This window comes from Caballeronia sp. M23-90 (assembly GCF_053574605.1).
The window spans coordinates 1-12168 of the sequence record NZ_JBSIPA010000176.1 but is presented as its reverse complement, the minus strand read 5'-3'; the positions used below and the strand labels follow the sequence as shown (position 1 = coordinate 12168).

Here is a 12168-nt window from a genome sequence, read left to right as displayed (position 1 = left end):
GCTCACGCAACACGTTACCGAACACGCGCACGAGTTCGGTAACGTGTTGCGTGAGCACAAGGCCGCGCTTGGCAGCCTGGTGACGCTGGAAGCCGGCAAGATCACCTCCGAAGGCCTGGGCGAAGTGCAGGAAATGATCGACATCTGCGACTTCGCAGTCGGTCTCTCGCGCCAGCTTTACGGCCTGACCATCGCGTCCGAGCGTCCCGGGCATCGAATGATGGAAACGTGGCATCCGCTTGGCGTGGTCGGCGTGATCTCGGCATTCAATTTCCCGGTTGCCGTGTGGTCGTGGAACACGGCGCTGGCAATCGTCTGCGGCGATTCGGTCGTGTGGAAGCCTTCGGAGAAAACGCCCTTGACGGCCATCGCGTGTCACGCGCTGTTCGAAGAAGCGCTGCGCGAATTCGATAAAACCCATCCCGGCGTCGCGCCCGAAGGCCTGAGTCAGTTGCTGCTCGGCGAACGCGATATCGGCCAGACGCTGACGGAATCCACCAAGGTGCCGCTCGTCAGCGCCACCGGCAGCGTGCGCATGGGCATGGAAGTCGCGCAAGTGCTGGCGAAGCGCCTTGGCCGCAGCATTCTGGAACTCGGCGGCAATAACGCAGTGATCGTGGCGCCCAGCGCCGACCTGGATCTCGTCGTGCGCGGCGTGACGTTCTCGGCGGTCGGCACGGCAGGTCAGCGTTGCACGACGCTGCGCCGTCTCGTGGTTCACAGCAGCGTAGTCGACAAGCTGTTGCCGCGTCTGGAAAAAGCGTTTGCATCGGTGAAAGTGGGCAGTCCGCTTGAAAGCGATACGCTGGTCGGTCCGCTGGTTGATCGCGCCGCATTCGATGCCATGCAAAAAGCGCTGCGCGATGCACGCGAGCAAGGCGGCGACGTGAAGGGCGGCGAACGCGTGGAAATCGGCGGTCATGCCGAAGCGTATTACGTGCGTCCCGCGTTCGTGCGCATGCCGGCGCAAACGGCCGTGGTCGAACGCGAGACCTTCGCGCCGATCCTCTACGTCCTGACCTACGACGATTTCGCCGATGCACTGCAATTGCAGAATGGCGTGCCGCAAGGTTTGTCGTCGGCGATCTTCACCAACGACATCCGTGAAGCGGAGCAATTCATGTCGGCGGCGGGCAGCGATTGCGGCATTGTGAACGTGAACATCGGCACGAGCGGCGCGGAAATTGGCGGCGCGTTCGGCGGTGAAAAGGAAACCGGCGGCGGCCGCGAATCGGGCTCCGATGCGTGGAAGGGCTACATGCGCCGCGCGACCAACACGATCAACTACAGCCGCGAATTGCCGCTTGCACAAGGCGTCAAGTTCGACGTGTAGTCAATAAAAGAAAGACAAGACGCCATACCCCGGCGTCGACCCTGCCGCCCGAAGCGTGCCAACCGCGGCACGCCCAACCAGGCGGCGGACCTCCGCGTGTGTTCCATCGCGTTTCGCTGTGAAGAGCCATTTTTAAAGCGGCTTTTCAAGCGGTTCGCATCGCCTGTCTGATTGCCCAACTGTTTTCCGGAAGACCCTGGAGGCCACCGTGTCGTTTCTCGTGCTGGACAAACTGACAAAAGCCTACGGCGACCTGCACGCCGTCAGCGACGTGAGCCTCTCGGTCGAAAAGGGCGAGTTCGTCTCGCTGCTTGGACCATCGGGCTGCGGCAAGACCACGACGCTGCAGATGATCGCGGGTTTTATCGATGTCACGCAGGGCCGTATTTCGCTCGATGGCAAGGACATCACGAATGTCCGCCCGAACAAGCGCGGCCTCGGCGTGGTGTTTCAAAGCTACGCGCTGTTTCCACACATGACGGTGACGCAGAACGTGGGCTTCGGTCTGGAGATGCGCGGCATCGGCAAGGCCGAATGTGCGGAGCGGATTCGCGAAGCGCTTTCGCTCGTGCGGCTCGATGCGTTCGCCGCGCGTTATCCGCGTGAACTCTCGGGCGGCCAGCGCCAACGCGTGGCAATCGCACGTGCGCTCGTGATCAAGCCGCCGGTTCTGTTGCTCGATGAACCCATGTCCAACCTCGACGCCAAGTTGCGCGAGGAGATGCAGTTCGAATTACGCACCATCCAGCGCAAGGTCGGCACGACGACCGTGATGGTCACGCACGATCAGTCCGAGGCGTTGTCCATCAGTGACCGCGTGGTCGTGATGGAAGCAGGGCGTGTGACGCAGGTGGACTCGCCGTATCGTGCTTATGAGCGGCCCGAGAATCGATTTGTGTCGCAGTTCATCGGCAAGGCGAACATGCTTGCGGGCAAGGTGACCGAGGCGCGTCCCAACGAGGTGCATGTGGACCTCGGGCATGACCTGACCGGCATTGCTTGCATCGACGCAGGCACCGTCTGGCGCGAAGGCGACACGGTGACCTTATGCATTCGCCCCGAGAAATTGCACTTGTGCAAGGTGGGAACGGGACGGTTGTCGGCGACTGTCACGAGCCGGTTCTTCTTGGGCAGCCAGTGGTTGTATCGCGTCGACACCGCGCTCGGCGAAGTCCTCGTTTGCAGCCAGAACGAAGGCACGGAACCGGTGGCCGAGGGTGAGGCGGTGGGTATCGACTGGCATCGAGATTCCGTGCGTGTGATTCAGGAAGCGAACCATGGCTAGCATGCTCGAATCCACGAATAGATCTTCTCCGGACTCGTCGAACAAACCTCGCGCGCCGTGGCATGCGTTCGTGCCGCCGTGGCTGATGAGCTTGCCCGCGTTCATCTTGTTCGCGGTGCTCGTGCTCACGCCGCTCGCAATGACGGTTGTCCTGACCTTCTACAAGTTCGATCCGGCGAGCGGTCCCATCGCCGCGTTCCAGTTCGGCAATTACGCCGAAGTGCTGACGGACAGCTACTACCAGATCATCTTCGCCCGGACCTTCGGCATCGCGATCCTGACCACCTTGCTGTGCGTTGCGATTGGTGCGCCCGAAGCGTACGTGTTGTACAGGATGCGCGATCCGTGGCGTTCGATGTTCCTGCTCGTGATCCTTGCGCCCTTGCTCGTTTCGGTGGTCGTGCGCGCGTTCGGCTGGAGCATGTTGCTGAATACGGGCGGCATTGTGAACCAGTTCTTCGGACTGTTCGGCATGGGTCCGTACAAGCTCGAATACACGACGTTCGCGATCGTCATTGCACTCGTGCATGTGATGTTGCCGTTCATGGTGATCCCTGTGTGGACGTCATTGCAGAAGCTCGACCCGCAAGTCGAGAACGCGGCGCTCTCACTGATGGCATCGCCGGCTACGACCTTGCGACGGATCGTGTTGCCGCAAGTTGCGCCCGGCATTCTCTCGGGCAGCCTGATGGTGTTCGGGTTGTCGGCGAGCGCGTTTGCGATTCCGGGTCTGCTCGGTGGACGCCGTCTGAAAGTCGCGGCGACCGCGGTATACGATGAATTCCTTGGTTCGCTCAACTGGCCGCTCGGCGCGACCATTGCCATTTTGCTGCTGATCGCGAACCTCATCATCATGATCACGTATTACAGGGTTCTGGAGCGGCGTTACTCCAGAAGCCTCGGCTAAGGAGGCCGCCGCCATGCGAAAGAACGGCCTCATTGCACTGAGCTTCCACACGCTCGTGATCCTGTTCGTGCTTGCGCCGCTCGTGATCGTGGTGCTCGTCGCGTTCACGCCGGAGCAGACGCTGACGCTCCCCACGCACGGTTTGTCGCTGCGCTGGTTCCGCGCGATCCTCGACTATCCGGATTTCATCTCGGCGTTTGCGAACAGCATCAAGCTGGCGTTTTCATCGGCTACATTGTCGCTCGCGCTCGCCTTGCCCGCGGCGCTCGCTATAGGGCGTGAACGCTTCCCCGGGCGCGAATTTCTCAACGGCCTGTTCCTCTCGCCGCTGGTGATTCCGAGCCTCGTGCTCGGCATCGCGTTCCTGCGATTCTTCGCGATGATCGGCGCGACCGGATCGTTTCCGTGGCTCGTCGCGGCGCACATGATCATCATCACGCCGTTCGTGATGCGGCTCGTGCTGGCGTCTGTCAGTGGCATGGATCGCAGTATCGAACATGCGGCGCAGTCGCTTGGGGCTGACCGCTGGACCTCGTTTCGCCGTATCACGTTGCCGATGATTCTGCCCGGCATCACAGGCGGCTGGCTGCTGGCGTTCATCAACAGCTTCGATGAGCTGACCATGTCGATCTTCGTCACATCGCCGCAGACGGTCACGCTGCCCGTGCGCATGTACATGTACGCGACGGAATCGATCGACCCGATGATGGCGTCGGTTTCCGCGCTCGTGATCTTCATCACCGCGGGCGCGATGATCCTGCTCGATCGCGTGTACGGACTGAACCGCATCCTGATCGGAACGCATTGATTCGAGCCCATGACACAAGACCCACAGCCGCAATTCGTTCGATTGACGGAGACACATCGCAAGGCCGTGAATTTTGTACTGGATGGTACATCTGCAACTGCGTTGACCGGCGATACGGTGCTGAGCGCCATCCTGCTGACCACGCGGCGCGTGCGCAACACCGAATTCAGCGGCGAACCGCGTGCGGGATTTTGCCTGATGGGCGCGTGCCAGGACTGCTGGGTGCAACTGGAAGATGGCACGCGGATCAGGGCATGTTCAACGATCATCAAGGACGGCATGCGTATTCAGACGCGGCCCATTGAAGCATGAGCGATCAAAAGCACATCGTGATTGTCGGCGCAGGTCCTGCGGGCGTGCGCGCGGCCGAGACACTGGTGGCGGCGGGCTTGAGGCCGGTTGTCATCGACGAAGCGGCGCGTGCCGGTGGTCAGATTTATCGGCAGCCGCCGGCCGATGCTGGCTTCGCCCGCGCCAAAAGCGCGCTATATGGCATGGAGGCGCGCAAGGCCGACGCCGTACATTCGACGATGGCAAACCTGGTGTCGCAGCTGGATTACCGGCCGGATACGCTCGTCTGGGGATGCGGGGCGGGGCAACTCGATACCTTCCATGCGGGGCGTCAGCGCACGGTGCCGTATTCGCATCTGCTTATCGCGACGGGCGCAACGGATCGCATCCTGCCGTTCCCCGGATGGACCTTGCCGGGTGTATATACGCTGGGCGCATCGCAGATTGCGTTGAAGGCGCAAGGCTGCTCGATCGGACGGCGGGTCGTGTTCGCGGGAACCGGGCCGCTGCTTTATCTTGTCGCATATCAGTACGCGAAAGCGGGCGCGCAGGTCGAAGCAATACTCGACACCAATCCATTCTCCAAACAATTCGCCGCGACGCCGCGCTTGCTGAAGCAGCCATCTACGTTTGCGAAAGGTTTGTATTACGTCGGCTGGCTGGCGGCGCATGGCGTTCGCATCGAGCGCGGTGTGCGCATCGTGCGCGCTGACGGACATGGCGCCGTTCAGGGCATCACCTTCAGCGACGGCGCGCGTGAAATGACCATCCCGTGCGACGCAATCGGCTTTGGATACGGCTTGCGGTCCGAGACGCAGCTCGCTGATCTTGCCGCTTGCCGCTTCAGTTTCGATGCGCTCAATCGCGCATGGTTACCGGAGCGCGATACCGCCGGCCGCAGCTCCGTAGCGGGTGTTTATCTGGCGGGCGATGGCGCAGGTATAGCCGGCGCGGACGCGGCTGAACTGGCCGGGCGACGCGCTGCATTGGCGATGCTCGAAGACCTCAAGCATCCTGCTGCGGACATCGGAGAGGCATCGAAACTCGACCGGCAACTTTCGACCATCGCTCGGTTTCGCGTGGGGCTGGAGCAGGCATTTGCGCCGCCCTCGGACTGTGCATCGGCATGGCCGGACGACATGACCGTATGCCGTTGTGAGGAAGTGACCGCGGGCACGTTACGCCGATGCATCCGTGATGGTGAAGCAAGCGAGATCAACCGGCTGAAGGCGCTCACGCGCGTCGGCATGGGCCGATGCCAGGGTCGCATGTGCGGCGCGGCTGCTGCCGAGTTGTTGAGTGCGGAGACGGGCAAGAGCATTGCCGATGTTGGTCGTTTGCGGGGACAGGCACCGATCAAGCCGGTGCCTTTATCGATTGCGTTGATGGCGGACATGAACGGCGCAGACGATCTTTCCTCGATCCCGGAGCACGCCCGCGATGAATGAAACCTTGCGCTTCGACGTGATGGTGGTGGGCGGCGGACTGGTTGGTTCATCGGCGGCGCTGATGCTTGCCAAGCGCGGCTTGAAGGTCGGCTTGTTCGAGCGCCGCTATTGCGGTGCGCAGGCGAGCGGTGTGAACTATGGCGGTGTTCGCCGGCAAGGGCGTTCCGCAGTGCAATTGCCGCTTGCCGTGCGTGCGCGGGCGATCTGGGACAGGTTGCCGGAGTTGATCGGAACGGATGGCGAGTTTGTGATATCGGGCCATTTGCGCCTCGCGCGCAGTGAAGCGGACCTTGCGGCGCTCGAAGCATACGCGCAGGTCGCAAATCCATATGGTCTTGACCTGCAGGTGATGAGTGGTCCGTCGTTTCGCCGGCGCTACCCGTGGCTAGGCCCGGCGGCGTTGGGCGGTTCGTTATGTCCTGGCGATGGTCATGCGAATCCGCGAATCGTATCGCCTGCGTTTGCGCGCGCTGCGCGCGTGGCTGGCGCCGATGTCCGCGAGCAGACGGCGGTGACGCAAATCACGCGAGATGGTGAGCAGTTTGTGATCCAGGCGCGCCATGATTCGGGTGTGACGATTGAGGCGCGAGCTGACTGGCTGATCAATTCGGCGGGTGCGTGGGGCAACACCGTAGCGGGTTTCTTCGGTGAGTCCATTCCGATGGAGCCGATCTATCCGAACATGTGGGTGACGGAGCCGATGCCGTATTTCATCGATCACAATCTGGGCGTGTATGGCGGCGGAATCTACGCGCGTCAGGTATCGCGAGGAAACGTGGTGATTGGCGGCGGCCGCGGTTTGGGTGATGGAGAATATGCACAACCGCTGACCGAGACCACACGCACAGTAATGAGAGCGGCATGTGAGCTATTGCCGAGACTTAAAAACGCCTTGCTGTTGCGAACCTGGACTGGCGTTGAAGGCAGCACACCCGATGACAACCCCGTGATTGGCCCTAGCCAAACGACGCCAAAGCTGCTCCACGCTTTCGGCTTTTCGGGCGGTGGCTTTTTGCTTGCGCCGGGGGTAGGTGAAGTCCTGGCGGACTTGGTGATAGACGGAAAGACGAGCACACCGATAGATGGTTTCTCGATCAAGAGATGGTCGGGAGTAGCGGCTGCTTGACTGATAGTTCGCACGGCGCGTGAGGGGTGGTTTTCCTGGTTAACGGATTCCCACACTGGTGGCGAAGCGTGTGGGTTGCTGTTGACGGAGGGGGAGGGTTTCAAGTGCTCTTGATTGCGGCGTAGAGCGTTCTTCTGAAGTACCAAACAGATAAATGTGCACGCTCGGGACACTTATGAGCCATCGGTGGAGAGGCGTTTTCTTTGCTTCGTTTCTTTTTCGCCGTTGGAAAAAGAAATGAAGTGCCGCCACGGACAGTGGCTAACAGTGCGAAAAAGAACAGTTAGAGCGAGATGCGCGCGGGCGCAAAAAGCATCAACCCGGCAAAGAACCACCCGCTAAAGCAAAAGCAAACCCCCAACAACAAAACGACGAAAAGACCCTGTTACCAAGGAGCAACTCCAATGAAAAAATCCCTAGCGAGTCTCACGAGCGCCCTCTGTGCTGCGGGCCTTTTGGCCTCGATCCCCGCCCACGCAGAAACCAAGACCATATACATAGGAATGAACGGTGGCCCGATGGAAAAGGCCTACACCAGCGAGGTGCTCCCTGACTTCGAAAAGGCCAACAACGTCAAGGTAGTCGTAGTCCCGGGCACGTCCTCGGACATCCTGGCGAAGCTGTTGGCAAATAAAGCAAAACCGCAGATCCACGTAGTGTTCCTTGACGATGGCGTCATGGCCCGCGCTGTCAGCATGGGTGTATGCCAGAAAATGGCGGCAGGTCCCGAGCTCCAGCAACTCTACCCCTTCGCACGCATGAAGGACGACATCGGCGCAGGCGTGCAGCTCGGCATGACTGGCATCGCATACAACACGAAGTTGTTCAAGGAAAAAGGCTGGGCACCGCCGACCTCCTGGATGGACTTCGCCGATCCAAAATACAAGGACAAGGTGGTCTTCCAGTCGGCATCGAGCAGCACGTTCGGCCTGCATGGTTTCCTGATGATCAACCGCCTTGAAGGCGGCACGGAAAAGAACGTCGAACCGGGCTTCACGAAGTGGCAGAGCACGGTAGGCAAGAACGTGATCGAGTACATTCCGAACTCGGCGAAGATCTCGGAGATGGTGCAAACGGGTCAGGCCGGATTGTTCCCGCTGACCCCAACGGCCGCCGGCGATCTGCAGACGAAGGGCATTCCCGTTGCCTACGTGAATCCGAAGGAAGGACCGGTGCTCCTGCTCGTGGATGAATGCGTCGTCGCGAATAATCCCGACCCGGAACTGGCGCAGAAACTTGCGGCGTTCATGATCTCGGCATCGGCGCAAACGAAGGCGGCGAGCGCCGGTCGCCAGATTCCGACGAACCGTCAGGCGAAGATGACCGACGCCATGCAACAGCAACTCGGCAATCTCGATGACCTCGTAAAGAAGGTCAACACGGTGGACTGGGATGTGATCAACGCGAATCGTCCGCAGTGGGACGCGCGCTGGAATCGTCAGGTCGAGCGTTGATCGAGGCTTGATTGAACAACGGGCGTGGCTTCAGGCAACGCCCGTTTTGTCACTCCGGTTTGGCGGCGAGCGCTATGGACATTACGTCGGCAAGCGGCTGTTCGCCGTTGGCACGCAAACCGTCTATTGCGCCCTGAAGGTCGCGTCGCTCCTTGTTCTGGCCGAGCTTCGATTTCCCGACCAGCCGCGTGATCTCGATCTCGATGCCGACGATGGCCGCCAGCATCGAATCGATATATTCGCGGGTTGAATCGCCCATTTTCCAGGGCTTCTCCTCGCCGGCTTCATGCACTTTCGTGAGCCGCCCAACGAGTCCGCGCAGGAATTTTTCGTCATCGCGGATCGTGATCTTTCCATGCGCATGGACTGCCTGATAGTTCCACGTCGGCACTTGCCGATGCGCCTCGTGCTTGCTCGGGTACCAGTTCGGCGAAATGTAGTGCTCGGGTCCGCGAAAGATCACGAGCACCTCGGTGCCGTCCACCACTTCTTTCCAGACCGGATTCGCCCGCGCGACGTGCGCTCGCAGAATGCCATGACTCCCCGCCGATGCATCCAGTTCGAAGGGCACATGATTCGCATCGAGTCCGTCCGGGCCGTGGGTGACGAGCGCGGCAAGCGGGTATTCGTTCATCAGCCGATGAAGCTCGTCAGCGCGAGTTTCGGCAAAGTGGGCGGGGATATACATTCAGGCTCCTGTATCCTTGGCGGCTTGATCGGCTCCGGAAGCAATCCCCGATGCCAACACGCAATGATGCGCTAAAAACCGCCTGCGGAAACAGGGCCAATTTCGAAGAATTCGCCCAGCCACTTCGTTTTTCCGTGCGGGCTTATTCCTGCGAGTTGATCACGACCTTCGATACCGCATGCTCCTGCAGGCCCCATTTCGTCAGGATCTTCTTGTAGGTGCCGTCGGCGAGGAGCTTTCCGAACGCTTGCTTCATGGCGTCGCTCAACGCGGTGTTGTCCTTCGCCATGCCGATGGCCGTGTACTGCGAAAGGAAGGACTGTCCAATCGGCGCGTACGCATCCTTTTCCAGCGTGTTCTGATACGGCAAGGTCTCCCCGCCTTGCACAGCCGCGTCGAGCCGGCCCTGACGCAATTGCAGGCGGGCGTCGGCGGAACCGTCCGTGCCTACGACCACGATTGCAGGCTTGCCGGCCTTTACGCAATGCTCGTCGCTCCATGTCTTGGTGTCGTCGGGAAACGATGTACGCCGGCTCGACCCCACGCGTTTGCCGCAGACTGCTTCGATCTGCGCGTATTCGCCGCCGCGTGCTTTCAGCGTGTAGAACTGCGGACCGGTCTTGATGTAATCGAGGAAGTTCACGGATTCTCGACGCGGCGGCAAGTCGGTCATGCCCGACAAGATCACGTCCACACGATGCGTGGTCAGCGCGCTCATCATCTGGTCGAAACTGGTTTCTTCCCACTTCAGCTTGACGCCCATCTTCGCAGCGAGCGCATTGCCGAGATCGACGTCGAAGCCGGTGAGTTCGTCGGTGGCGGGGTCCTTGTATTCGAACGGCGGATAGTTCGGCACGATGGCAGCCGTAAGCGTTCCTTTGCCGCCAACGGGCGTTTGGGCGTGTGCAAACGATGCACTCAGCATCACGGCCCCAACTAAAAAACCGCCAAGGGTGCGCCGGAACAAGGAGTCGATCATGAGTAGTCGCCTGAGCTAGAGGTTGATGGGCAATACGGTTACGCCGTAAAAAATCAGGACAGCACGGCCGATATGAAGTCCTGCGTACGCTGCTGATGCGGTTGAGACAACACTTGTTCGGGGGTGCCGGTTTCCACGATCTTGCCTTGATCCATGAAGACAACGCGGTTCGCCACTTCGCGGGCGAAGCCGAGTTCGTGCGTGACCACGATCATCGTCATGCCGCTCCTCGCGAGATCGCGCATCACGCTCAGCACTTCGCCGACGAGTTCAGGGTCGAGCGCGGAGGTGGGTTCATCGAAGAGCATGAGCTGCGGATGCATCGCCAGGGCGCGTGCTATGGCGACGCGCTGCTGCTGGCCGCCCGACAACTCCACCGGGAAGGCATCGCACTTGTGGCCGAGGCCGACGCGCCCAAGCAACGCCCGTGCCTCTTCCACCGCTTCGGATTTTTTCTTCTTCAGCACCTGCACCGGCCCCTCGATCACGTTTTCCAGCGCGGTCATATGGGGGAACAGGTTGAAGCGCTGAAACACCATGCCGGTCGCGAGCCGTTGCCGCGCCATCTGTTTTTCTGAAAGCGGGTAAAGCTTGTTCTCCACGCGACGGTATCCGACCAGTTCTCCGTTCACCCACAACGCGCCGCCGCTGATGGTTTCGAGCTGGTTGATACAGCGCAGGAACGTGCTTTTGCCCGAGCCCGATGGCCCGATGATGCAAAGCACCTCGCCTTTCTCGACGTCGAGGTGAACGCCCTGCAGCGCCTGAAATTCGCCATAGGACTTGCGTAGATCGACGGCTTTGACTAATGGGTTCATGGCTGTATTCATTCCCGTGTTCTCTTGCGTCATCGCTTCGCCGACGCGCGGCCCGCGCCGCGTGCAAAGCGGACTTCGACGCGTGACTGCAGCATGGAAAGCACGGTGACGATCACGAGATACCAGACGCCCGCGACCATCAGCAATTCGATCACGCGGGCGTTCGCGTAATAGATATTCTCGGCGTTGTGCAGCATCTCGGCGTACTGGATCACGCTTGCAAGCGACGTGAGTTTCGCCATGCCGATCAGTTCATTGCCGATAGGCGGCACGATCACGCGCATGGCCTGCGGCAGGATGATGCGGCGCAGCGCCTGCAACCTCGGCATGCCGATGGACTTGGCGGCTTCGTACTGGCCGGTATCGACGGAAAGGAGACCCGCGCGCACGACTTCGGATGTGTACGCACCCTGGTTGATGCCAAGCCCGAGCAATGCGGCAAGGAACGGCGTCATGATGTCGACGGTACGGAACTCGAACAATCCGGGAATGCCCATGACCGGAAACACGAGAGCCAGGTTGAACCACAACAGCAACTGAAGGATCACCGGCGTGCCGCGAAACAGCCACACATAGGCATAAGCGACGCTGCGCAGAACCGGGTTGGTCGAGAGCCGCATGATCGCCACGACCACGCCTAGCACGATGCCAAGCGCCATCGCGAGAATGGTCATGATGACGGTATTGGCGAGACCTTTCAGGATCGACTTGGCTGTGAGGAAACGCGCGACCACCGCCCAGTCGATCTGTCCGCGCGCAAACGCCAGGACGATGTACGCGACTATCGCGAGGATCACGGCCGATGCAACATAGCGTCCGTAATACCGCCGCGGAACGTGTTCGAAGTGCGAGATATCGGCGAACGCGCCGGCGCTTTCGTGCGCCGCGCGATGGTTCGATTCCCGTTCGTTCGATGCACTCAGCATGTAGGTCCCTTGTAGTCGGCCGCCCATGCGGCCTGTTTGTCTATTGCCGTGCGCAGACGCGTGATCTGTTCCTTCACGCGGGCCGGCGCCGTGCCGCCATACCCA

At 60.7% G+C, this 12168-nt stretch carries 12 protein-coding genes; 8 read left to right on the top strand and 4 right to left on the bottom strand.

The genetic code is table 11. From position 1 onward, the window contains the following. The 8 genes from amaB to ACRXB1_RS18120 all read left to right on the top strand — a co-directional run. On the top strand, positions 1 to 1333 hold a 1333-nt coding region (amaB, locus tag ACRXB1_RS18155), incomplete at its 5' end, for an L-piperidine-6-carboxylate dehydrogenase (RefSeq protein ID WP_449492767.1). Positions 1334 to 1541: 208 nt separating this feature from the next. Next, a complete protein-coding gene (locus ACRXB1_RS18150; protein WP_062003234.1) occupies positions 1542 to 2618 on the top strand; it encodes an ABC transporter ATP-binding protein in 1077 nt (358 codons plus the stop codon). Beyond that, positions 2611 to 3525, top strand: a complete 915-nt coding sequence (locus ACRXB1_RS18145; protein WP_062003233.1) for an ABC transporter permease — start codon at positions 2611 to 2613, stop codon at positions 3523 to 3525. Before ACRXB1_RS18150 ends, ACRXB1_RS18145 begins: the two co-directional genes overlap by 8 nt. A 13-nt stretch (positions 3526 to 3538) precedes the next feature. Continuing rightward, complete coding sequence (locus ACRXB1_RS18140) at positions 3539 to 4333, top strand: ABC transporter permease (protein ID WP_062003232.1); 795 nt, start codon at positions 3539 to 3541, stop codon at positions 4331 to 4333. 9 nt (positions 4334 to 4342) lie between these two features. After that, positions 4343 to 4645 carry a (2Fe-2S)-binding protein gene (locus tag ACRXB1_RS18135; protein ID WP_062171372.1) on the top strand — a complete coding sequence of 101 codons (303 nt, stop codon included), beginning with the start codon at positions 4343 to 4345 and terminating at the stop codon, positions 4643 to 4645. Continuing rightward, positions 4642 to 6072 (top strand): FAD-dependent oxidoreductase, encoded by a 1431-nt coding sequence (locus ACRXB1_RS18130; protein WP_449492766.1) that lies wholly within the window; start codon positions 4642 to 4644, stop codon positions 6070 to 6072. The genes ACRXB1_RS18135 and ACRXB1_RS18130 overlap by 4 nt, the downstream gene beginning before the upstream one ends. Beyond that, positions 6065 to 7198 carry an NAD(P)/FAD-dependent oxidoreductase gene (locus tag ACRXB1_RS18125; protein ID WP_449492765.1) on the top strand — a complete coding sequence of 378 codons (1134 nt, stop codon included), beginning with the start codon at positions 6065 to 6067 and terminating at the stop codon, positions 7196 to 7198. Before ACRXB1_RS18130 ends, ACRXB1_RS18125 begins: the two co-directional genes overlap by 8 nt. A 404-nt stretch (positions 7199 to 7602) precedes the next feature. Next, entirely contained in the window at positions 7603 to 8652 is a 1050-nt protein-coding gene (locus ACRXB1_RS18120; RefSeq protein WP_062003228.1) for an ABC transporter substrate-binding protein, read from the top strand. A 49-nt stretch (positions 8653 to 8701) separates the two neighbouring features. Here ACRXB1_RS18120 and ACRXB1_RS18115 read toward each other — a convergent pair whose 3' ends face one another. The 4 genes from ACRXB1_RS18115 to ACRXB1_RS18100 form a co-directional block, all read right to left on the bottom strand. Then, positions 8702 to 9340: an FMN-binding negative transcriptional regulator gene (locus tag ACRXB1_RS18115; protein ID WP_449492764.1), complete on the bottom strand. Its 639-nt coding sequence runs from the start codon at positions 9338 to 9340 to the stop codon at positions 8702 to 8704. Positions 9341 to 9482: 142 nt separating this feature from the next. Then, the gene (locus tag ACRXB1_RS18110; RefSeq protein ID WP_449492763.1) at positions 9483 to 10319 is read right to left on the bottom strand and encodes an ABC transporter substrate-binding protein; all 837 of its coding nucleotides are present in this window, start codon (positions 10317 to 10319) and stop codon (positions 9483 to 9485) included. A gap of 53 nt (positions 10320 to 10372) precedes the next feature. Continuing rightward, on the bottom strand, positions 10373 to 11137 hold the full coding sequence (locus ACRXB1_RS18105; RefSeq protein WP_449492762.1) for an amino acid ABC transporter ATP-binding protein: 765 nt from the start codon (positions 11135 to 11137) through the stop codon (positions 10373 to 10375). 29 nt (positions 11138 to 11166) lie between these two features. Then, positions 11167 to 12063, bottom strand: coding sequence for an amino acid ABC transporter permease (locus ACRXB1_RS18100; protein ID WP_449492761.1), 897 nt, complete (start codon positions 12061 to 12063; stop codon positions 11167 to 11169). Positions 12064 to 12168 lie beyond the last annotated feature (105 nt).